The sequence below is a fragment of the Cognatilysobacter tabacisoli genome (assembly GCF_003586305.1).
GTDB classification, from domain to species: Bacteria; Pseudomonadota; Gammaproteobacteria; order Xanthomonadales; family Xanthomonadaceae; genus Cognatilysobacter_A; species Cognatilysobacter_A tabacisoli.
In genome coordinates this window covers 1,616,137-1,637,853 of sequence record NZ_QXJI01000001.1, presented here as the reverse complement: position 1 = coordinate 1,637,853, position 21,717 = coordinate 1,616,137, and the positions used below count along the sequence as shown (strand labels likewise).

The window sequence follows — 21,717 nt, the reverse complement described above, 5'->3', positions numbered from 1 at the left end:
CCGCCGGCTCAGCCCTGCAGCGGCTCGAGCCAGCCGTGCGTGTCGGGCGTGCGGCCGTCGAACAGGCCGAAGAACAGGTCCTGGATCCGGCGGGTGAGCGGCCCGGGCTTGCCGGTGCCGACCTGGCGGCCGTCGACCGAGCGGATCGGGGTGATCTCGGCCGCCGTTCCGCACATGAACAGCTCGTCGCACAGGTACAGGTACTCGCGCGGCAGGTCGCGCTCGACCACCTCGATCCCGTTGGCGCGGGCCAGGGTGATGATCGTGTTGCGGGTGATGCCGTTGAGCAGGGCCGCGCTGACCGGGGTGGTGTGCAGCGCGCCGTCGAACACCAGGAACAGGTTCTCGCCGGCGCCCTCGGACAACAGGCCGGTCGATGCCAGCGCGATGCCTTCGCCGAAGCCCAGCCGCCGCGCCTCGCGCGCGACCAGCTGGCCGGACAGGTAGTTGCCGCCGGCCTTCGCGCCGGCCGGGATCGTGTTCGGCGCGAACCGCTGCCAGCTCGACACGCAGGCGTCGATGCCGGCGTCGAGCACGCCCTCGCCGAGGTACGGGCCCATGAACCAGGTCGCGACCGAGACGTCGACCGGCGTGTCGGCCGAGAGGCCGAAGCCGCCGAGGCCGCGGTAGGCGAACGGGCGCAGGTACGCCTTGCGCAGCCCGTTGCGGACGATGACCGCGTGGCACGCGGCGTTGATCTCGTCGAGCGTGTACGGGATCGCCATGTCGTAGATCTTGGCCGACGCGAACAGGCGCTTGTTGTGGTCGGTCAGGCGGAAGATCGCCGGCCCGTTCGGCGTGTCGTAGCAGCGGATGCCCTCGAACACCGACGAGCCGTAGTGCAGCGCGTGCGACATGACGTGGGTGGTGGCCTCAGCCCACGGCTTGATGACGCCGTTCTGCCAGATCCATTCGGGGTACTGCTGCGTGCTCATGCGGGGCTCTCGGAAGGCGCTGCGAAGCCCGCAAGTCTACCGGGGCGACGGTCGGGGCACCCGTGCCCGCGGCGCCACGAGGCTAGCGGGTCAGCCACCAGCAGCCGAGGTGGCGCTGCAGTCCGAACACGGTCCGCGACGGGGTGGTGCCGTTGGCCAAGGTCTGCTCGACCCGCAGCGCCACCGGCGCCCGCGCGCGGCGGGGCGGCGGCGAGTCGCCGAGGTCCGGGGTGGGCGTCGCCGCGTCCACGGCGCCGGTTGGGGCCGGTAGCGGCGGCACCTCGCTGACGGTCCACTCGGGCCGCGGCAGCGGTTCGGCGTCGGGTTCGGCCGGCATGACCGGCACCAGGTCGACCAGCGGCCGCTGCGCGATGGCGTCCAGCCGCGCCAGAACGCGGTACGCGGCGTCGGACGACATGCCGGTCCAGTGGTACACGCCGGCGAGCCGGTTCGGATCGCGGCCGTCGATCGCGCTCGTCACCTCGTACATCAGGTCCTGCAGGTTGCGCGCGCAGCCGCCGCGATAGGTCTGGCGCGCGCCGATTGTGGCCGCCCCGTTCCTTGGCAGCCGCTCGGTGGCCCCAACTTCGTCGCAGCGGCGGTCGGTGAAGATCGTCCGGCCGTCCGGGAGCGCGCAACGCCGCACCTGTGCCTGCGCGGGCGTCGGCCAGCCGCACGCCACGGCAAGCAGCGCGGCGGAGCAGGCGAGGGCGGTGTAGTGGACGTGCAACGGCATAGGCGCGCAGCCTAGCCGCGGGCGGCGGGGCGCGACAGTGTGCGGATCACATGCGCGCGGTTACGCCGGGGGCTTCGTTCAGAACCTGACGAAATAGCACCCGGCGTAGCGCTGCACGTCGAAGTCAACCACGCGGCGCGCGCTGCCCTCGCCGAACATCACCTGCAGCATGCCGCCGGCCGCAGGGGCCGACGACGACGCGTCGGCCATCGCGAGTGCACCGCCGATCTGCGCGTTGAAGTACTGCGCGTGCACGACCGGGCGGCGGGTCAGGTCGTCGAGCCGGGCAAGGACCTGCTGCGCCTGGCGATGACCCATGCCGACCCAGTGGTAGCTCTCGGCCACGCGGTTGACGTCGCCGAGCGCGAGCGCGCCCTGCAGGTCCATCGACAGCTGGGTTGGCGTGCGCGCGCAGCCGGCGTGGGCCGAGCGGCGGGCCGGGGCAACGGCCGACGGGGCGACGCGGCCGTCGATCGGCGCCAGGCTGGCGTCCTCGAAGGTCTTGGCCTCCTCGTAGGCGATGCGGGTCAGCAGTTCGCCGGACATCGGCACCGCGGCGGCGCCGAACGACGCACAGGCCTTGTCGGTGTAGACCACTTCGCCGTTGGCGCCTTCGCAGCGCTGCAGGCCGGTGGCGGCGGCCTGGACCGGCTGCGCGACCGGCAGCATCGCGGCGGCCAGCAGGGTCAGCGAGAAGGCGGCAACGGGCAGCTTGCGGGACAGCGTCTTCATGGCGGGGGCGAGCGTCGCGTGGAGGTGCGACTAGGCTCGGTACCGCGGCGTCAACGCATTGTTCGAAACGAGCCTCTGGCGCTTAACCCTCACCGAACGCGTCGTGTATCGACGCGCGCGTTCACGAGCGGTTCCCGGGCGGCTCAGGCCGCGATCAGCGACGCGAAGCGCGCGTGAGCACGCGCGCTGCAGGCGGGACGCTACGCGCGCAGCCGCGCCAGCACCTGCTGGGTCGGCTTGGCGAGGTTCAACGTGTAGAAGTGCAGCCCCGGTGCACCGCCGTCGACCAGCCGCTGGCACAGCTGCGCGACGACCTCGGCGCCGAACGCGCGCACGCTGTCGGCGTCGTCGCCGTAGGCGGCCATGCGCTGGCCGATCCAGCGCGGGATCTCCGCGCCGCACATCTCCGAGAAGCGACGGACCTGGCTGAAGTTCGAGATCGGCATGATGCCGGCGACGATCGGCACGTCGATGCCCAGGGCGCGCACGTCGTCGACGAAGCGGAAGTAGGCGTCGGCGTTGTAGAAATACTGGGTGATCGCCCCGTCCGCGCCGGCCCGGACCTTGTCGGCGAAATGCTGGACGTCGCTGGCCGCGTCGCGCGCCTGGGGGTGCATTTCCGGATAGGCGGCGACCTCGATGTGGAAGTAGCCGTCGTGCTCGCTGCGGATGAACTCGACCAGGTCGCGCGCGTAGCGGAACTCGCCGGCCTGGCCCATGCCCGACGGCAGGTCGCCGCGCAGCGCCACGATGCGGCGGCAGCCCATTTCGCGGTAGCGCTGCAGCAGCTCGCCCAACTCGCTGCGGGTGCCTCCGACGCACGAGACATGCGGCGCCGCCTCGAGCCCGTGGTGGGCCCGCAGGCGTTCCACGGTCTCGGGCGTGTAGCTCAGCGTCGAGCCGCCGGCGCCGAACGTGCACGACGCGTACTCCGGCCCCAGCGGGCGCAGCTTGTCGACCGTGCGGTCGAGCTGCGCGCGCTGCTCATCGGTCTTGGGCGGGTAGAACTCGAAGCTGATCGGGGTCATCGCGGCACGCCGTGGAAGTCCGGGGGAGAGTATCGCTTCATCGCGATGCAAGTAAACGAAGAAGTTCGATGCAACGGGCCAGCGGGCGCGCCCCCGCAACGAAAACGGGCGCCGAAGCGCCCGTTCCCGTGTGCCGTGACCGCAGTGCGCGATCAGTAGCGGTAGTGCTCCGGCTTGTACGGGCCGTCCTTCGAGACGCCCAGGTACGCGGCCTGCTCGTCGGTCAGCGTGGTCAGCTTCACGCCGATCTTCTCCAGGTGCAGGCGCGCGACTTCCTCGTCGAGCTTCTTCGGCAGGATGTAGACCTTCTTCTCGTACGCGTCCTTGTTCGCCCACAGGTCGATCTGCGCCAGCGTCTGGTTCGAGAACGAATTCGACATGACGAAGCTCGGGTGGCCGGTGGCGCAGCCGAGGTTGACCAGACGGCCTTCGGCCAGCAGGAAGATCGCGTTGCCGTTCGGGAACGTGTACTTGTCGACCTGCGGCTTGATGTTCAGGCGGACCGCGCCCGACTCGTTGAGCTTGTCGACCTGGATCTCGTTGTCGAAGTGGCCGATGTTGCAGACAATCGCCTGGTCCTTCATCTGCTGCATGTGCTCGAGCGTCAGCACGTCCTTGTTGCCGGTCGTGGTGACGTAGATGTCGCCGCGGCCGAGCGTCGCCTCGACCGTGTTGACCTCGAAGCCCTCCATCGCGGCCTGCAGCGCGTTGATCGGGTCGATCTCGGTGACCACGACGCGGCAGCCGTACGCGCGCAGCGAGTGGGCCGAGCCCTTGCCGACGTCGCCGTAACCGCACACGACCGCGACCTTGCCGGCCAGCATCACGTCCATCGCGCGCTTGAGGCCGTCGGCCAGCGACTCGCGGCAGCCGTACAGGTTGTCGAACTTCGACTTGGTGACCGAGTCGTTGACGTTGATCGCCGGGACCAGCAGCTTGCCGGCCTCGAGCATCTGGTACAGGCGGTGCACGCCGGTGGTGGTCTCTTCCGAGACGCCCTTCCAGTCCTTGACCACGTTGGTCCAGAAGCCCGGGCGCTCCTTGGCGACGCGCTTGAGCAGATCCTTGATCACCTGCTCCTCGTGGCTGCCCGAGGCCGAGTTGACCCAGCTGCTGTCGCCCAGCTCGAGCTCATAGCCCTTGTGGATCAGCAGGGTCACGTCGCCGCCGTCGTCGACGACCAGCTGCGGGCCGTTGCCGTTCGGGAACGAGACCGCGTCGAGCGTGCAGTCCCAGTACTCCTCGAGCGACTCGCCCTTCCACGCGAACACCGGCGTGCCGGTGGCGGCGATCGCGGCGGCCGCGTGGTCCTGGGTCGAGAAGATGTTGCACGACGCCCAGCGCACGTCGGCGCCGAGGTCCTTCAGCGTCTCGATCAGCACGGCGGTCTGGATGGTCATGTGCAGCGAGCCGGTTACGCGCACGCCGGCGAGCGGCTTGGCGGCGGCGTACTTCTCGCGGATCGACATCAGGCCGGGCATTTCCTGCTCGGCGATGTCGATTTCCTTGCGGCCCCAGTCGGCCAGCGAGATGTCGGCGACCTTGTAGTCGTTCCCGGGCGGGAACAGATTCGTTACTGCGTTCATTGTGAGCTCCGATAGTGGGGAGACCGATCCGGGGATCGGACTTCCGCGGTGGTCCGCGGACATCGGGCGCCGTTGCAGCTGGTGCGTCCATCCGAGCCTGGCCGTGCCCTTGCGTCACGGTCGCAGCGCCCCTCGGCGAACGGGCGCCATTGTACCGGTTCGCCCGCCGCGAAGCCGCTATCCTCGCGGGCCGGGGCCGGCGCGCGCCTGCCCCGTTCATCGACGGGCCCGCCGGCAGGGGACGATGCCGGCCCGCGGCGCGTCCCCTTGCTCCGTTCCCACGATGGGTCGCCCATGAACCTGCCTTCGCGGCGTCTGAAGTTGTCCGGGCTGCTGTCCGGTTTCCTGCTGCTCGTCCTCCTGCCGGCCGCGGTGCCGGCGCAGGAGGCCGCGCCCCGCTCCAATCCCGCCCCGACGGCGGCGAACGGCTACCGCCTGCCGCCACCGGCGTTGCAGGCGCTGGTCGATGCGCCACGTCCGCCGCAGCTGTCGCTGGGCCCCAAGCGCGACGTGGCGGCGCTGATGCAGGTGCCGAACCTGCCCGGCATCGACGTCGTCGCCCAGCCCGAGCTCAAGCTCGCCGGCACCCGCATCAACCCGCGCACGTACGCGCAGAGCCGCTTCGTGTTCGGCAGCGACCTGTGGCTGCTCGACATCGCCACGCAGGCCGACCGGCGCCTGCAGGGCCTGCCGCAGCCGCTGGCGATCGCGAGCATGAGCTGGTCCCCGGACCAGTCGCACCTGGCGTTCAACCACGTCGACGCGCGCAGCGGCCGCAACGAGCTGTGGGTCGTCGACGTCGCCCAGCGCCGCGCGCGGCGCCTGACGACGCGGCCGCTCAACACCGTCAGCGGCCGCGGCTACACCTGGATGCCCGACAGCCGGCGCCTGGTCGTGCAGCTGCAGCCCGAAGGGCAGGGCGCGGCGCCGTCGCTCGGTGGGATCCCCACCGGACCCGCCACGCAGCAGACCGACGGCGGCGGCAGCGTGCGCCAGCTGCGGACCTACCAGGACCTGCTGCGCAACGAGTCCGACGCGCAGGTGTTCGCCCACTACCTGCGCTCGCAGACCGCGCTGGTCGGCCTCGACGGCCGGGCGGTGCCGGTTGGCGCGCCCGACCTGTTCGTCTCGGTGCAGCCGTCGCCGGACGGCACGCTGCTGCTGTCGCAGCGGATCGAGCGGCCGTTCTCGTACGTCGTGCCGTGGTTCTACTTCCCGCGCCGCATCGAAGTGCTCGGGCTCGATGGCAGGCGCGTGCACGAAGTCGCCGCGCTGCCGCTGTTCGAGGGCCTGCCGACCGGCAACGACGCGGTGCCGACCGGCGTGCGCGACATCGAGTGGCGCAGCGACGCGCCGGCGACGCTGGCGTGGGCCGAAGCGCAGGACGGCGGCGATCCGTCGCGCGCGGCCGACGTGCGCGACGCGGTGTTCCTGCAGTCGGCTCCGTTCAAGGACCCGCCGGTGACGCTCGCGCGGCTCGGCACCCGGCTGGCGCGGATCGACTGGGGGCGCGGCGACCTCGCCCTGCTGTCGGAGGCGTGGTGGAAGACGCGGCAGACGAAACAGTGGCGCGTCGCGCCCGATGCCCCGACGACCGCCCCGACACTCGTGTTCGAAGGGTCGTACGAGGACCGCTACCGCGACCCGGGCACGCCGGCCACGCGCGCCGACGAGAACGGCCAGTCGCGGCTGGTGCTCGATGGCGACGCGGTGTTCCTGCTCGGCGACGGTGCGTCGCCCGAGGGCGACCGCCCGTTCGTCGACCGCCTCGACCTGGCGACGAAGGCCAAGACCCGGCTGTTCCATTCGCAGGCGCCGCACTACGAAGTGCCGCGCGCGATGCTCGACGACACCGGCCGGCGCATCGTCACCACCCGCGAGTCGCCGACCGAGCCGGCCAACTACTACGTCCGTGATCTTGCGGCGGCGACCGCGCCGGTGGCGCTGACCCGCTTCCCGCACCCGACGCCGCAGCTGCGCGACGTGCGCAAGGAGCAGATCCGCTACCGCCGCAAGGACGGCGTCGAGCTGACCGGCACCCTTTACCTGCCGCCGGGCCACGACGCCAAGCGCGACGGCCCGCTGCCGCTGCTGATGTGGGCCTACCCGCAGGAGTTCAAATCGGCCAGCGCGGCCAGCCAGGTCACGGACTCGCCGTACCGTTTCAACGCGATCGGCTACTGGGGACCGCAGGCGTTCCTGGCGATGGGCTACGCGGTGCTCGACGACCCCTCGATGCCGATCGTCGGCGAGGGCGACCGCGAGCCGAACGACACCTACCTGCAGCAGCTGACCGACAGCGCCCAGGCCGCGGTCGACGCGGTGGTCGCGCGCGGCGTCGCCGACCGCGACCGGATCGCCATCGGCGGCCACTCGTACGGAGCGTTCATGACCGCGAACCTGCTCGCGCACACCCGGCTGTTCAAGGCCGGCATCGCGCGCAGCGGCGCGTACAACCGCACGCTCACGCCGTTCGGGTTCCAGGCCGAGGAGCGCAACTACTGGCAGGCGCAGGTCACCTACGCGGCGATGTCGCCGTTCAACCATGCGCAGAAGATCAAGGACCCGATCCTGCTGATCCACGGCGAGCAGGACAACAACTCCGGCACGTTCCCGATCCAGAGCGAGCGCATGTTTGCCGCGATCAAGGGCCTGGGCGGCACCGCACGTCTGGTGATGCTGCCGAACGAGTCGCACGGCTACCGCGCGCGCGAGTCGATCCTGCACATGCTGGCCGAGAGCAACGACTGGCTCGAGCGCTACGTGAAGCAGGGCGGCGGCGCGGCGCCGGCGCCCGCGTCGAAGTAGCGCGGCGGCGATCGGACACGACAGCGGGGCGCTCCGGCGCCCCGCTGTCGTTTGCGGCCTTCATGCGCTGCGCCCTGCATCCGCAGTCCACGCAGACGCGATCGACGCAAAAAGGAACGGGCCGCGATTGCGGCCCGTCCAGACTGCTTCAGCGGCCGCAGGGCGGCGCGAGGCTGTGTTACTTCTTCAGCCCGGCGTCCTTGCGTAGCGCCTCGGCGCGGTCGGTCTTCTCCCACGAGAAGGCCGTCGCCTTGTGCTTCTTGCCGGCGCCGTCGGTGTAGCTGATTTCCTTCGGCTTGCGGCCGAAGTGGCCGTAGCTGGCGGTCGGCTGGTAGATCGGGTGCTCCAGGTCGAGCATCCGGGTGATGCCGTACGGGCGCAGGTCGAAGTGCTTGCGGATCAGCTTCTCGATCTTGTCGTCGCTGATGTGGCCGGTGCCGAACGTGGTGACCGAGATCGAGGTCGGGTCGGCCACGCCGATCGCGTACGAGACCTGCACCTCGCACTTGTCGGCCAGCCCGGCGGCGACGATGTTCTTGGCGACATAGCGCGCCGCGTACGCCGCGGAGCGGTCGACCTTCGACGGGTCCTTGCCGGAGAACGCGCCGCCGCCGTGGCGGGCCATGCCGCCGTAGCTGTCGACGATGATCTTGCGCCCGGTCAGGCCGCAGTCGCCCACCGGACCGCCGATCACGAACTTGCCGGTCGGGTTGATGTGCACCTTGTTCTTCGACAGCGCTTCCAGCCACTTCTTCGGCAGCACCGGCACCAGGATCTCGGCGCGCACGGCCTCGATCAGGTCCTTCTGCTTGATGTCCGGATCGTGCTGGGTCGACAACACGACGGCGTCGAGGCCGAGGATCTTGTTGCCGTCGTAGCGCAGGGTGACCTGCGACTTCGCGTCCGGACGCAGCCACTTGAGCTTGCCGCTCTTGCGGACCTTGGCCTGCTGCTCGACCAGGCGGTGCGAGTAGTACAGCGGCGCCGGCATGTACTCCGGGGCCTCGTTGCAGGCGTAGCCGAACATCAGGCCCTGGTCGCCCGCGCCCTGTTCTTCCGGCTTCTTGCGGTCGACGCCCTGGTTGATGTCGGGCGACTGCTTGCCGAGCATGTTGATGATCGCGCAGGTGTGGCCGTCGAAGCCCACCTCGGAGTTGTTGTAGCCGATGTCGTTGATCACCTTGCGCGCGAGCGACTCGATGTCGACCCAGGCGTTGGTGGTGACCTCGCCGGCGACGATCGCCGCGCCGGTCTTCACCATCGTCTCGCACGCCACGCGGGCGCGCTTGTCCTGCGCGAGGATCGCGTCGAGGACGGCATCGGAGATCTGGTCGGCGATCTTGTCCGGATGGCCTTCGGAGACGGATTCGGAGGTGAACAGGTAGCTCGACATCGGGCTATATCCTTGCATTCGGATAAAAGGATGGCCGCGCATGATACAGGCTCGGCCGCGCCGGTGCATTCTGCGCCGGGCCGATGTTGCCATGGGGTTAAGCGGCCCGACCACGGCGCGCCGGACGCCGGCCCGCCGCGTGCAGCCGGTACGATCGGCGGATGGATTCGCTCAGCCAGATCGTCCTCGGCGCCGCCGTCGCCGCCGCCATCGCCCCGCCGCAGCACCGCCGCGCCGCGCTGCTCGCCGGCGCCGCGCTCGGCACGCTGCCGGACCTCGACATCATTCCGATCAACCTGCTGACCGAGGACCCGGTCGCGCGGATGACCTGGCATCGCAGCGCGAGCCATTCGCTGTTCGTGCTGCCGGTCGTCGCGTGGGCGATCTGGGCGTGGTGCCGCACCCGCGGCGGCCGCGTCGCGCAGGCGCCGCGGCGCTGGTTCTGGGCGATCGCGCTCGCGCTGGTCACGCACCCGCTGCTCGACGCCTTCACCGTGTACGGCACCCAGCTGCTGTGGCCGCTGCCGCTGCCGCCGGCGATGTGGTCGAGCGTGTTCATCATCGACCCGCTGTACACGGTGTGGCTGCTGGCCGCGTGCGGCGTCGCGTGGTTCGCGCGTGCGTCGCAGCGCGGTCAGCGCGCGCTCGTGATCGGGCTGGCACTGAGCACCGCCTACCTGGGCTGGTCGCTGGTGGCCAAGGCCGTGGTCGAACGCGACGCCGAGCGCAGCCTCGCCGCGCTGGGGCTGCAGGACGCGCCGCGCTTCTCGACGCCGGCGCCGTTCACCACGCTGCTGTGGCGGGTGGTCGCGATGACGCCGCACGGTTTCGTCGAAGGCGAGCGCTCGCTGGTGGCCGATCGCGGGCCGATCGCGTTCCGCTCGCACGGTTCGGACGTCGCGGCGCTGCGCATGGTCTCCACGCAGCCGTCGGTGCAGCGGCTGTCGTGGTTCAACCGCGGCTTCATGAAGGCCGAGCAGCGCGACGGCGCGCTGGTGCTCAGCGACCTGCGGATGGGATCGGAGCCGGACTACACGTTCCGCTTCGCCGTGGCGCGGCGCGAGGGCGGCGCTTGGCGCGCGACGCCGCCCCGGCAGCTGCAGTGGCCATGGCAGGCCACGCAGCGGCTGGGGGCGCTGTGGCAGCGGATCTGGCGCGAGCCGACGATCGCGCAGTCGCCGGCGACGCCGTCAGGGGCGCCGCCCGCGACCGCGCGATGACGTCGTCACAGGCGGGCGGCGACGTCGGTGCGGGCGCTCTGCGCGGTGGCGCGCGCACGCGCGACGGCTTCGAGGTCGATCGGCTGGCCGGCGACGAAGCGCTGGTACTGCTCCTCGCCGACCGCGTCGCGGAACTGCTCGAGTGCACGGTCGTAGGTGTACCGGTACTCGGCGAACGAACTGCGCGTGCCGAGGACCATCTGGACCTTGCGTTCGCTCAGGCCGGTCGCATCGGCCAGCTGGCTGATCGGGTCTTCGGCGAACGCGGGCGTCGCGAAGCACAGGGCGAGGGCTGCGATGGCGTAGCGGATCTTCATGGTGCTCTCTCCGGTGGGGGGCCGGGCGGCGGGGTGCGGTCGGCGCGCCGCGCGGCAGGGGGCATGACCGCCACCGAATCATTCGCTCATGCGCGCAGGAAAACGCGTGCCGGACGCACCCCTGACTGATGCCATGGCCGCGCGGATTCGTGCCCGTTGCGGCACGGCCCTTGCTGACGTGGGGTAACCCACCGCTTTGGGCACGATCGATGCGGGAGCGATGCGCTGCACGCGGGCCGCGTGCCAACCGCGCGCATCAGTCGAGTGCGCGTCAGTCGAGCGCGGTGTCCGTCGAGGGCTCGTCGCGCGCGTCGCCCGCGCCCTGCCGCGACACGATGCTGTTCGCGGTGAGGTCGGCGGTGACGTTGCCGACCGTGGCGAATACGTCGGGAATCGTGTCTAGCGCCAGCAGCAGGCCGAGCGGCTCGACCGGCAGGCCCATCGCCTGCGACACCGGCATGTTCGTCGCCATGAAGCTGACCTGCCCGGGCAGGCCCACCGAGCCCATGCTGATCACCACTGCGAGCGCGGCGCCCGCGGCGAGCTGCGCGATCGACAGGTCGATGCCGTAGGCCCAGGCGATGAACGCCGCGACGCCGACGTACTGCATCGGGCTGGTCAGCCGGAACAGCGTGACCGCCATCGGCAGCACCAGCGACGTGGTCGCGACCGGGTGGCCGAGCCGGGTGCGCGCGCTTTCGATCATCGCCGGCAGCGACGCCAGCGAAGACTGCGTGCTGGCGGCGATGGTCTGCGCCGGCAGGATCGCCGCGGCGAAGCGGCGCAGGCGCTCGCCGCCGGCCAGTACCGCCACGGGGTACAGCAGCAGCGTCGCGGCGACGTACAGCACCACCTGCAGGCCGATGTAGGTGCCGAACGCGCCGAGCATGCCGCTGCCAACGCGCGCACACACCGCGAGAACCAGCGCGAATACGCCCAGCGGCGCGGCCCACAGCACCCAGCGCACGATCACGATCATCACGTCGGCGACGGCCTGCACCAGCTCGAGCAGCCGGTGCCGACGCTCCGGCTCGATCCGCGCGAGCGCGAAGCCGAAGAACAGCGCAAACACCACCAGCGGCAGCATCGCGTTCTGCGCGGCGGCGGCGATCGCATTGCTCGGGATGATCGCGGTGAACCACTCGCCCAGCGACGCCGGCACCGACAGCGTCGAGGCCTCCGGCGATGCCGCGCGCAGCGATTCGGCCAGCCCGGCTGGGCGCGGCAGCAGCGACAGCAGCAGCGGTGCGGCGATCGCGGCGAACGCGGCGCCGGCCGACAGCAGCACGACGAACGTCGCGATCGCGCGGCGCGCGGTGCGCCCCGATGCGGCCGCGTCGCGGGCGGCGTTGACGCCGATGATCACCAGCGCGACGACCAGCGGCACCACGGTCATCTGCAGCGCGTTGAGCCACAGGCGGCCGATCGGCTGGACCGCGTCGGCGACGACTGTCGCGGTGGACGCGTCCCACCACGCGAGCGCCAGGCCGATCGCGGCACCGAGCAGGAGGCCGAGCAGTACGCGGGCAGTCGTCGACACGTGGCGGATTCCAAAGGAAGCGGAAGAGGAGGGGCGTGGACCTACGCGCGGCGCGGCAGCGTGGACGCGCCGGCGCGCGTCACGGCAGCGGCGGCAGGCCCCATTCGGCCTGGACGCGTCGGTACTCGGGCTCGGGCAGCAGCACGAACACCGGCTTGCGGTTGGGCCCCAGCCACGCCAGCAGCTCGCGCATCGCTGGCTCGGCCATCGCGGTGCAGCCCGCCGTCGGCCGCGACGGGCCCCGCCACAGGTGGGCGAAGATGCAGCTGCCGGCGTTCGCGCGGCCGCCCGCGTTGTGCTCGATCACGAACCCGAGCCGGTACACGTCGTCGCCGTCGAGGTGGATGTCGCGGCGCATCGGCTCGGTGGATCCCTTGACCGCTTCGGCGCCGACGTCCTTGGTATCGACGATGCGGTTGTACAGCGGCGAATCGGGCACGTCGATGCAGTAGTCGCCGGCATCCATCGCCTGGTACGGCAGCGCGGTGTCGGCGCTCGGCGCGTAGCCGAACGCAGGACCGATCGCGAACACGCCGGCGGGCGCGCGGCCATCGCCTTCGCGCTTCTGCGGGCCGGTCGCCTGCGTCGGGTGCAGGCCCAGCCCCCATCCGCTGCCGCTGCGGCCGATCACGATCGGCGCGCCCGGGCCGACTTCGCGCCAGCCGGCGGGGGTGCGTTCGAACCGGCGAAGTTGGCCGTCGATCGCGTCCCAGCCGGGCGTGGTGACGACGACCATCTGCTGCGCCTGCGCCCACGCCTGCGCGTCGGTCGAGGCGGCCGGCTCGGCCACCGTGGTGCAGCCGGTGGCCGCCAGGGCGATGCCGAGGAGCGCGGTGCGCACGGTGGCGGCGAGGAGTCGGGGCATCGTCGGTGTGGTCCTGTACGGGAAGGAAGGGGCGTGCGCCGGGCGGTGCGGCATCACAGCGTCCACGGCCGCATCAGCCATCGGGCAGATCGTGCATGCGATCGAGGTTGAGGTCGAGCCGGTCGCGTCGCGCCGCGCTGCCTTCGCACAGCAGCACGAACAGCACGTCGAGCAGGTGCTGCAGGGCCGACTGGTACAGCAGCGGCTCGATGTAGCGGCACTCGTGGTGCGCGGACACCAGCAGCGCATGGTCGGCGTGCGCGCGCAGCGGGTTGGGCGTGTGCCGGGTGACGGTGACCACGCTGCCGCCGAGTTCGCGCACGCCGCGCCCGATCTGGCACAGCGACGGCTGGCGCCCGTGTTCGGAGAACACCAGCAGCACGTCGCCCGGCGCGGCGCTGGACACGCCGGCCTGCATCAGCGCCGCATCGACGTAGTGGACCGTCAGCACCCCGAGCATCGACAGCCGGGTGGCGAACGCGCGCGCCGGGATGCCGTCTTCGCCGAGCCCGATGATGTAGACCTTGCCGGCGGCTTCGATCGCCGCGGCGATCGCATCGATGCGCGCGGGCGGATTGATCAGCCGCGTCGCGGCCTCGGCCTGCGCCTTCATCTGCCACAGCGAATCGGCCAGCGCCGCGTGCGGGTCGCCCGCGTCGTCGGCGCGCACGGACGCCTCCTCAATGCCGGTGCCGCGTGCGATGGCCTGCCCGATCGTGTACTTGAGGTCCGGGTAGCCCTTGAAGCCGAGCTTCTGGCTGAACTTCACCACGCTCGACTGGCTGATCCCGAGCGCGTCGGCGAGCTGCTGAGACGAGTAGTCGCGCAGCAGGTGCGCGTTGTCGAGCAGGTAGTCGGCGATGCGGCGCTCGATCGCCGACATGCGGTCGCGCTCGGCGCGGATCTTCAGCAGCGGTGGCATGGCGGAATCATCGTCGATTCAACTCCGGGCCGCGCGTCAGGCCCGGTAGGGTTCGAGCCCGCGGATCTCGCGGATGCCGAGGCCGGGCGCATCGGTCACCGAGATCTCCGACTCGTTGAACTGCACTCCGCCGTCGACCGGGTTGAACGCGCACAGCGACGGGCCGTCGAGGTCGACCTTGGTGATCACGTTCGACTTGGCCACCGCCAGGTGCACGGCCGCGGCCACCGAGATGCTCGTTTCCAGCATGCAGCCGATCATGCACTCCACCCCGTACAGCGCGGAGATGTCGGCAATCCGGATCGCGTTGGACAGGCCGCCAGTCTTCATCAGCTTGATGTTGATGATGTCCGCGGCGCGCATCCGGATCAGGTCGATCACTTCGCGCGGGCCGAACACGCTTTCGTCGGCCATGATCGGCGTGTTGACCCGCTCGGTGACGTACTTCATGCCCTCCAGGTCGTGCGCCTTGACCGGCTGCTCGACCAGTTCGAGGCGCACGCCGGCGTCCTCGAGCGTGCCGATCGCATGCACGGCCTGCTTCGCCGTCCAGCCCTGGTTCGCATCGAGGCGCAGCAGGGCACGGCCCTCGACCGCAGCGTAGATCGCCTTGACCCGCTCGACGTCGACGCCCATGTCCTTGCCGACCTTGATCTTCAGCGACTCGAAGCCGCGGTCCACCGCGCTGATCGAGTCGGCGACCATCTTGTCGATGTAGTCGACGCTGATGGTGATGTCGGTGGTGATCACCGGGTCGCCGCCGCCGAGCAGCCGGTACAGCGGGGCGCCGTAGAGCTGGCCGAACAGGTCGTAGACGGCGATCTCGACCGCCGCCTTCGCGCTGGTGTTGCGCTCCAGCGCGCCCTGTATGAGCTGGGTGATGCGGTTGAGGTTGGCGATGTCCTCGCCGACCAGCCGCGGCGCGATGTAGCGGCCGATGGCTTCCACGATCGAGCCGTGGGTGTCGCCGGTGATCACCGCCGTGGCCGGCGCCTCGCCGTAGCCGACGTGGCCGGTGTCGGTGTGGACCGTAACGACAATGTCCTCGACCGCCTCGACCGTGCGCAGCGCGGTCTTGAAAGGCGTCTTCAGCGGCACGCGCAGCAGGCCGAAACGGATGTCGGTGATCTTCATGAAGGGGGTGGCTCGGCGGGTTCGTCGGCGGGAGTGCGGTCAGCGCGCGGCGTGGCGCACGTGGCGGATGGCGGTGATGCGGTCGACCTTGCGCTCGCGCGCGTTGAACATCAGCGGCAGCAGCGGAGTGACAGCGACCTGGTTCAGCGGCATGCGCACCAGTGCGCCGCCGGCGCCGCGGTAGGAGATGCCGGTGGTGTCGTGGATGACGTACGGCGCGCCGTCGACGTGCCCGATCACCATCATCACGTGGCCGGGGATGTACACCAGGTCGCCGACCTGCAGCGCGCGCACGGCGGCCTCGCGCGCCTCGCGTCCGTCGCGCTCGCCGAACACGACCCCGGCCAGCGCCGGACTGCGCGCCTGGTCGCTCGTGTTGCGCGGCAACTCGACGCCGAGGCTGCGATAGACCTCCGACACGAAGCCGCTGCAGTCGCGCCCGTTGTACGCGTGCCCCCACCCGTAGCGCTCGCCGAGGAACTTGAACGACTGCCCGATGAGGTTGCGCGGGGTCAGCGCCAGCGGGGTGCCCGCGGTGTCCTCGCGGCGCGGCAGCAGCGCGGGGGCGAACCGCAGCCGCCCATCGGCGTCGCGCGTGGGCAGGTCGACGACGTGCGAGGCGTAGGGGTGCTGCCCGTGGACCGCGCGGTCGGCGGGCCAGTCGGTGCGCAGCGGCATCCGCACCCCCATGTCGAGCTGCAGTTCCGACACGGCCGGCAGCTCGGGGTTGTAGACCGTGTGCGCCGTCGCGCCGGTGACGATCCGGTACGGCGACCGCGTCGTGTGGCCGAGCACCTGCCCGGCGTCGCCCTCGGCGATGTGGCGGCGCTCCACCCACGCGGCATAGCGCGGGCTGACGACGAACCACCACTGGCCGTCGGCGCTCTCGTGCGCGATCACCACCGGGTCGCCCGGGAACAGCGTGCTTTCCTGGAAGCGGTCAATGTCGGTGTCGCCGACCTCGCGGAACACCCGCAGCGCGGTCGGGAACGTGCGCAAGTCGGCGCGCCGCACGGCGAGCCCGTAGCGCGCCGGCCGCTCGGCCGGGATCGCCGCGACCGCAGCGTTGGCGACGATGCCCGCGAGCGTGGCGGGCGGGAGCGGAGCGCCCTGCACGTCGTAGAGCGTTCGCGATGGCGGCGCCGACAGCGCGCCCACCCACTGCGCGACCTGCTCCCGCGGGAGCACCCGCGGGAGGGCCTGCAGGTCGTGGACGCTGCGGTCGGTCGCCCGAAGGGTCGCGTTGTGCGCGTCGATGGCGGGCCGGTCGAGGTACGCCGCATCGGGGTTCGGATGGCGGGCCACCCAATAGCGGGGATCGAGCTGGGCGTCTTCGACGCCGACGACCCCGTGGGGCGGGTTCGCAGACGGGCCGGTCGCCGCGGCTGCGAGCGCGAACGGCGTCGCGAGCGCGAGCACCACGGCGGTGGCGCGCAGCGGCAGCATCCACGCCCGCCGGAGGGCCATGGCACCGGCCTGCGGCGGGGGTGCTGGGGAAACGCAAACGGGCATCGGGGCGTCTTCTTCCGCGGGCAGCGCCCGTCGAAGTGGAATAGATACTTCAGTCGATGTTTTAGTCAAGAATAAATTATTGACGCGCCCTGATCCCCATGTTACACAGCCGCGACAGTCAGCCAGGGGCGGTCGGCGGCGTGAGCAGGGGCAGCATCGAGCAGGTTTCGCCGACGCCGGCGCGCGTGGTGTCCGCGCTGCTGGCCTGCGCGTGCCTGGCCATGGCGGCGCGGCCAACGCGGGCCGTCGAGGACCCGCTGCCGGCGGTCGCGTCGCTGGTCGATCGCGGCGCCTTTGCCGACGCCGGCCGCCGCATCGACGCAGCGCTCGCCGACGGCGCGCTGGCCCCCGCGACCCGCGATGCGCTGGCCTTCGAGCGCGAACGCATGCGCCGGATCCGCTTGGACTTCCCGCTCGACGAGGCGGCCGCGCGCGAGCGGCTGCGGGCGCAGGTGCCGGACCTGCGCGACGACGAATTCGACCGTTGGACGCGGGCCGGGCAGCTCGAGCACCTGGTCATCGACGGCGAGCCCCGCTACTTCGCCCGCGCAGTCTCGAACCTGTTCCTGCTCAGCCCCGACGCGGCAGCGCGGCGCGCCCGACCGGCCGCGGGCGGCGGCGGACCGATGGAGTCCCCGCACGCGCACCACGCCGAGGCGCTCGCCCACGCGCGCGCCACCGGCGCGAGCAGCGTGGCCCCGCGCCGCGTGCGGGTCACGCAGTCCCTCGTCGTGGAGGCCGACGCGGTCCCCGCCGGCGAGACCGTGCGCGCGTGGATCCCGTACCCGCGCGCCCTTCCGGGCCAGCAGGATGGGCTGCGCCTGCACGCGACCACGCCGGCGCAGGCAGTCGTCGCGCCCGAGGACACCCGCCAGCGGACCGTCTACCTCGAGCAGCGCGCGGTGGCCGGCCAGCCGACGCGCTTCGCGATCGACTACGAACTGACCGTCCACGCGCAGGTGCACGCGATCGATCCCGACAGCGTCGTGCCGGTCGTGCCGACCGCCGCGCTGGCCGAGCACCTGGGCGAACGACCGCCGCACATCGTCTTCAGCGACGAGATCCGCGCGTTCTCGGCGCGCGTCGTCGGCGACGAATCCAATCCGTACCGCGTCGCGCGCAAGCTGTTCGAGGCCGTCGACCGCATCCCGTGGGCCGGCGCGCGCGAGTACTCGACGATCCGCAACATCCCCCACTACGTGCTGGCCACCGGACACGGCGACTGCGGGCAGCAGACATTGCTGCTGATGACGCTGCTGCGGCTCAACGGTATTCCCGCGCGCTGGCAGTCGGGGATGGTCTTCTCCGACGGCGACTACGACAACCTGCACGACTGGGGCTGGATGTACCTCGCCCCGTACGGCTGGCTGCCGATGGACGTCACCACCGGCCGGTTCGAGGGCGAGCGCGACCCGGGGCTGGAGTGGTTCTACTTCGGCGGGCTCGATGCGTATCGCATCGCCTTCAATGACGACTACGGAACGCCGCTGGTTCCGCCGAAACAGCATTTCCGATCCGAGACCGTGGACTCCCAGCGCGGCGAGGCGGAGTGGAGGGGAGGGAACCTCTACTTCGACCAGTGGGATTACACGTTCGAGGCCAAGGTACTGCCGCCATCGCCGGGCCACTGATGCCGGCGACTCGCGGTCCACATCACGCGTTGGAGGGGACATGAAAGCCAGGCGGTCGTTGTCGAAGCGGATGAAGAAAGCGGCGCTGTGCCTCGCGCTGGGTGCGTGCCTGGGCACGGTGGCGCCGATGGCGCTCGCGCAGAGCGTGACCGGCGCCGTCGCGGGCCGCGCCAGCGCCGGCGACCAGATCACGGTCAGCAACCCCGCCACCGGCGTCACCCGCACGGTGACCGTCGGCTCCAACGGCGCGTACCGGCTCAGCCAGCTGCCGGTCGGCGACTACACGCTGCAGGTGGTTCGCGACGGCCAGCCGGTCGGCGCGCCGGTGCAGGTCAACGTGGCGCTGGGCGGCACGACCACGGTCAACCTCGGCAGCGGCGGTGACGTCGTCAACCTCGACTCGGTGCAGGTGATCGGCTCGCGCGTGGTGAACCGCGTCGACGTGCGGTCGACCGAGACCGCCACCAACATCACGCGCGAGGAGATCGCGCGCATCCCGGTGGACCAGAGCCTGACGTCCGTCGCGCTGGTGGCCCCGGGCGTGATCGGCGGAAACTCGTCGTTCGGCGGCATCTCGTTCGGCGGCTCGTCGGTGGCCGAGAACTCGGTGTTCATCAACGGCCTCAACGTCACCGACTTCTACCGCCGGCAAAGCTTCTCCGCGGCGCCGTTCGACTTCTTCCAGGAGTTCCAGGTCAAGACCGGCGGCTATTCGGTCGAGTTCGGCCGCAGCACCGGCGGCGTGATCAACGCCGTGACCCGCCGCGGCGGCAACGAGTTCGACGGCGGCGTGACCTTCACCTTCGAGCCCAGCGCGCTGCAGTCCAGCGCCGACGACCACCAGTTCTCCGACACCGACGCCGCAGGCAACCCGGTGCCGGTGTACTACCGCGCCAGCCGCGACTCGCGCAGCTTCATGAAGGGCAATGTCTGGGCGTCCGGCCCGCTGCTGCGCGACCGCGTGTTCCTGTTCGCGATGTACGAGCAGCGCGAGACCGACGCCAGCAACACCAGCACCAACGGCGCCAGCTGGACCGACTCGGAGAACGGCGACGGGTTCTGGGGCGCCAAGCTCGACTGGAACATCACCGACAGCCACCTGCTGGAGGTGATGGGCTTCTCCGACGAGACCGAGACCACCGCCGAGACCTACGCCTACGACTGGGACAACGCCCGCACGACCAGCTTCACCGGGAGCAGCACGGCTGAAAGCGGCGGCACCAGCGGTTCGGCCACGTACACCGGTCGCTTCGGCGAAAGCTTTACCGCCAAGGCGATGTACGGCATCAACAAGAGCAAGGCGCTGACCTACTCGCCGGCCGACACGCTGTGCTCGCAGGTGATCATCGACTCGAGCTACAACGCCGCGTACACGGCACTGGGCCGGCCGCCGGTGAGCTGCCATCCGTTCACCGGCACCTCGGTCGTCGACCACCACGACGAACGCAAGGTCGGCCGGCTCGACTTCGAGTGGACGCTGGGCGACCACCTGCTGCGGTTCGGCGTCGACAGCGAGGAGATGACCACCGACCGCACCACCTCGTACCCGGGCCCGGACGGCACGCGCTACACCGTGTACTCGCGCGCGCCCGGCAGCCTGCTCGACAACGGCGCGACGGTGCCCGCGGGCGTCAACGCGATCGTCATGGGGCGCCGGCGCGCCGACGGCGGCGTGTTCGAGACGACCGCCAACGCCTGGTACGTCGAGGACGTGTGGAACGTCACCCCGAGCCTGGTCCTGAACCTCGGCGTCCGCGTCGACGCGTTCGAGAACAAGACCGCCACCGGCAGCAGCTTCATCAAGATGGACGACCTGGTGTCGCCGCGCGTGGGCTTCTCGTGGGACGTGCGCGCCGACGGGCGCATGAAGCTGTTCGGCAACGCCGGGCGCTACTACCTGCCGGTCACCAACAACATCAACTACACCTTCGCCGGCGGCCTGACCGACGAGTACACGTACTGGGCGTTGAACGGATGGCAGCAGGCAACCAATCCGGTCACCGGCGCCAGCTACCGGCAGCCCATCCTCGGCGCGCAGATCGGCCCGGTCGATGACGACATGAACATCGGCGTCGGTGACCTGCGCAGCAGCGTGGACCGCGACCTCGATGCCGTGTACCAGGACGAGTTCATCCTCGGCTTCCAGAGCATGATCAACCAGGCGTGGTCCTGGGGCGTCAACGGCACCTACCGGAAGATGGAGGGCGCGCTCGACGACGTGCGCATCAACGCGCTGTGCGGCGTGCGCCACGCCACGCTGTTCCCGATCGCCAACCCGGGCGAGGAGCTGACCCTGTGGGGCACCACCGCGATGGGCTGCGCCCAGAACGGCTGGGTCACCATCGACACGTCGAAGGAGGGCTACATCACCGTCGGCAGCAACCGGATCATCGGCTACAAGGACCCGCGCCGCACGTACAAGGCGCTGGAGTTCCAGATCGACCGCGCGTGGGACGACCGGTGGGCCTTCAATGCGTCGTACCTGTGGTCGAAGCTGGACGGCAACCACGAAGGCCCGGTGAACTCCGACACCAACTACGGCGACACCGGCATGGTCCAGCACTGGGACCACCCGGCCGTCAACGAGCGCTACGGCGACCTGTTCAACGACCACCGGCACCAGGTCAAGCTGCGCGGCAGCTTCAAGCTCAACGAGATGTGGACGTTCGGCAGCACGCTGGTCGCGCAGTCCGGCGCGCCGATCAGCGCGTTCGGCGTGACCTGGCCGGACGAGAACTTCTCGGTCGGCAGCTTCACCTCCGAGGGCAGCGGCGGCGGCAGCGGCTGGATCTGCGTGCAGAACTGTTCCGGCCCGTGGCAGAACCGCGTCCACGAGTTCAGCGAGCGCGGCGCGTTCGGGCGCATGCCGTGGACCTACAACCTCGGCGCCAACGTCACCTGGACCCTGCCGGTCGAGGGCATCGACCTGAAGGCGCGGCTGTCGGTCTTCAACCTGCTCAACGAGCAGGAGGTCATCAATGTGCGCCAGCGCTACGAGAAGGGGCCGGGCGTCTACCGGACCACCTTCGGCACCGGCACCCGCTGGCAGTCGCCGCGCTACGCGCAGCTCGTGGTCAGCTGGAATTTCTGACGCTCCCCGTTGGCGGCCCGCGTACCGGGCCGCCATTTTTTTGAGGGGCCCGGCTCCGGGCCGCCAGCCGTGGCCGCTAACCGGTAAGCCGAGGCAGACGCCTGCAGCAGCCTCCCGTTCGGATCTGACCGGCTCGTGCGGGCTCGCCGGCCTGGACGCCAACGCCCGCAGGCCCGCGCGGCTGTACCGTTCAGCCCGGCGGCCCCCAACGGGCCATGGCAACTGCCGGCAGTTGACCGCTCCCCGCATTCGGTTTGCACTATGCGC

At 70.8% G+C, this 21,717-nt stretch carries 16 protein-coding genes and 1 riboswitch; of the genes, 4 read left to right on the top strand and 12 right to left on the bottom strand.

Annotated features, from left to right (window positions below; translation table 11 throughout):
• Positions 1–8: 8 nt before the first annotated feature.
• From D3A60_RS12085 to ahcY, 5 genes are all read right to left on the bottom strand, one after another.
• Complete coding sequence (locus D3A60_RS12085; RefSeq protein ID WP_119718886.1) at positions 9–935, bottom strand: branched-chain amino acid transaminase; 927 nt, start codon at positions 933–935, stop codon at positions 9–11.
• Between the two features lie 82 nt (positions 936–1,017).
• On the bottom strand, positions 1,018–1,671 hold the full coding sequence (locus D3A60_RS12080) for a hypothetical protein (RefSeq protein WP_119718885.1): 654 nt from the start codon (positions 1,669–1,671) through the stop codon (positions 1,018–1,020).
• A gap of 78 nt (positions 1,672–1,749) precedes the next feature.
• Entirely contained in the window at positions 1,750–2,403 is a 654-nt protein-coding gene (locus D3A60_RS12075; protein WP_119718884.1) for a hypothetical protein, read from the bottom strand.
• Between the two features lie 200 nt (positions 2,404–2,603).
• Positions 2,604–3,431, bottom strand: a complete 828-nt coding sequence (gene metF / locus D3A60_RS12070; protein ID WP_119718883.1) for a methylenetetrahydrofolate reductase [NAD(P)H] — start codon at positions 3,429–3,431, stop codon at positions 2,604–2,606.
• 152 nt (positions 3,432–3,583) lie between these two features.
• Positions 3,584–5,017, bottom strand: a complete 1,434-nt coding sequence (ahcY, locus tag D3A60_RS12065; protein WP_119718882.1) for an adenosylhomocysteinase — start codon at positions 5,015–5,017, stop codon at positions 3,584–3,586.
• Between the two features lie 57 nt (positions 5,018–5,074).
• A riboswitch (S-adenosyl-L-homocysteine riboswitch) is annotated at positions 5,075–5,157 on the bottom strand.
• Between the two features lie 154 nt (positions 5,158–5,311).
• Here ahcY and D3A60_RS12060 point away from each other — a divergent pair.
• Positions 5,312–7,825, top strand: coding sequence for a S9 family peptidase (locus D3A60_RS12060; RefSeq protein WP_119718881.1), 2,514 nt, complete (start codon positions 5,312–5,314; stop codon positions 7,823–7,825).
• Between the two features lie 178 nt (positions 7,826–8,003).
• Here the strand turns inward: D3A60_RS12060 and metK are convergent, their stop codons facing one another.
• Positions 8,004–9,218, bottom strand: coding sequence for a methionine adenosyltransferase (metK, locus tag D3A60_RS12055; RefSeq protein ID WP_119718880.1), 1,215 nt, complete (start codon positions 9,216–9,218; stop codon positions 8,004–8,006).
• A 161-nt stretch (positions 9,219–9,379) separates the two neighbouring features.
• Here metK and D3A60_RS12050 point away from each other — a divergent pair, with 161 nt between their 5' ends.
• Positions 9,380–10,438 carry a metal-dependent hydrolase gene (locus D3A60_RS12050; RefSeq protein WP_119718879.1) on the top strand — a complete coding sequence of 353 codons (1,059 nt, stop codon included), beginning with the start codon at positions 9,380–9,382 and terminating at the stop codon, positions 10,436–10,438.
• Positions 10,439–10,443: 5 nt separating this feature from the next.
• Here the strand turns inward: D3A60_RS12050 and D3A60_RS12045 are convergent, their stop codons facing one another.
• From D3A60_RS12045 to D3A60_RS12020, 6 genes are all read right to left on the bottom strand, one after another.
• On the bottom strand, positions 10,444–10,755 hold the full coding sequence (locus D3A60_RS12045; protein ID WP_119718878.1) for a hypothetical protein: 312 nt from the start codon (positions 10,753–10,755) through the stop codon (positions 10,444–10,446).
• A 271-nt stretch (positions 10,756–11,026) separates the two neighbouring features.
• The gene (locus tag D3A60_RS12040; protein ID WP_119718877.1) at positions 11,027–12,295 is read right to left on the bottom strand and encodes a dicarboxylate/amino acid:cation symporter; all 1,269 of its coding nucleotides are present in this window, start codon (positions 12,293–12,295) and stop codon (positions 11,027–11,029) included.
• A gap of 79 nt (positions 12,296–12,374) precedes the next feature.
• Complete coding sequence (locus tag D3A60_RS12035; protein WP_119718876.1) at positions 12,375–13,160, bottom strand: L,D-transpeptidase family protein; 786 nt, start codon at positions 13,158–13,160, stop codon at positions 12,375–12,377.
• Between the two features lie 73 nt (positions 13,161–13,233).
• Positions 13,234–14,082, bottom strand: a complete 849-nt coding sequence (locus D3A60_RS12030) for a MurR/RpiR family transcriptional regulator (RefSeq protein ID WP_119718875.1) — start codon at positions 14,080–14,082, stop codon at positions 13,234–13,236.
• A gap of 36 nt (positions 14,083–14,118) precedes the next feature.
• Positions 14,119–15,216, bottom strand: coding sequence for a dipeptide epimerase (locus D3A60_RS12025; protein WP_119718874.1), 1,098 nt, complete (start codon positions 15,214–15,216; stop codon positions 14,119–14,121).
• Between the two features lie 39 nt (positions 15,217–15,255).
• The gene (locus D3A60_RS12020) at positions 15,256–16,683 is read right to left on the bottom strand and encodes a C40 family peptidase (protein ID WP_119718873.1); all 1,428 of its coding nucleotides are present in this window, start codon (positions 16,681–16,683) and stop codon (positions 15,256–15,258) included.
• 266 nt (positions 16,684–16,949) lie between these two features.
• On the opposite strand from D3A60_RS12020, the gene D3A60_RS12015 reads away from it, so the two are divergent.
• The gene (locus D3A60_RS12015; protein ID WP_119719111.1) at positions 16,950–18,359 is read left to right on the top strand and encodes a transglutaminase-like domain-containing protein; all 1,410 of its coding nucleotides are present in this window, start codon (positions 16,950–16,952) and stop codon (positions 18,357–18,359) included.
• Between the two features lie 40 nt (positions 18,360–18,399).
• Complete coding sequence (locus D3A60_RS12010) at positions 18,400–21,450, top strand: TonB-dependent receptor (protein ID WP_231120485.1); 3,051 nt, start codon at positions 18,400–18,402, stop codon at positions 21,448–21,450.
• Positions 21,451–21,717 lie beyond the last annotated feature (267 nt).

Bases quoted from the DNA above. Each gene is read 5' to 3' on its own strand.
- D3A60_RS12085 (WP_119718886.1), bottom strand. From the start codon at position 935: ATGAGCACGCAGCAGTACCCCGAATGGATCTGGCAGAACGGCGTCATC.
- D3A60_RS12080 (WP_119718885.1), bottom strand. From the start codon at position 1,671: ATGCCGTTGCACGTCCACTACACCGCCCTCGCCTGCTCCGCCGCGCTG.
- D3A60_RS12075 (WP_119718884.1), bottom strand. From the start codon at position 2,403: ATGAAGACGCTGTCCCGCAAGCTGCCCGTTGCCGCCTTCTCGCTGACC.
- metF (WP_119718883.1), bottom strand. From the start codon at position 3,431: ATGACCCCGATCAGCTTCGAGTTCTACCCGCCCAAGACCGATGAGCAG.
- ahcY (WP_119718882.1), bottom strand. From the start codon at position 5,017: ATGAACGCAGTAACGAATCTGTTCCCGCCCGGGAACGACTACAAGGTC.
- D3A60_RS12060 (WP_119718881.1), top strand. From the start codon at position 5,312: ATGAACCTGCCTTCGCGGCGTCTGAAGTTGTCCGGGCTGCTGTCCGGT.
- metK (WP_119718880.1), bottom strand. From the start codon at position 9,218: ATGTCGAGCTACCTGTTCACCTCCGAATCCGTCTCCGAAGGCCATCCG.
- D3A60_RS12050 (WP_119718879.1), top strand. From the start codon at position 9,380: ATGGATTCGCTCAGCCAGATCGTCCTCGGCGCCGCCGTCGCCGCCGCC.
- D3A60_RS12045 (WP_119718878.1), bottom strand. From the start codon at position 10,755: ATGAAGATCCGCTACGCCATCGCAGCCCTCGCCCTGTGCTTCGCGACG.
- D3A60_RS12035 (WP_119718876.1), bottom strand. From the start codon at position 13,160: ATGCCCCGACTCCTCGCCGCCACCGTGCGCACCGCGCTCCTCGGCATC.
- D3A60_RS12030 (WP_119718875.1), bottom strand. From the start codon at position 14,082: ATGCCACCGCTGCTGAAGATCCGCGCCGAGCGCGACCGCATGTCGGCG.
- D3A60_RS12025 (WP_119718874.1), bottom strand. From the start codon at position 15,216: ATGAAGATCACCGACATCCGTTTCGGCCTGCTGCGCGTGCCGCTGAAG.
- D3A60_RS12020 (WP_119718873.1), bottom strand. From the start codon at position 16,683: ATGGCCCTCCGGCGGGCGTGGATGCTGCCGCTGCGCGCCACCGCCGTG.
- D3A60_RS12015 (WP_119719111.1), top strand. From the start codon at position 16,950: ATGGCGGCGCGGCCAACGCGGGCCGTCGAGGACCCGCTGCCGGCGGTC.
- D3A60_RS12010 (WP_231120485.1), top strand. From the start codon at position 18,400: ATGAAAGCCAGGCGGTCGTTGTCGAAGCGGATGAAGAAAGCGGCGCTG.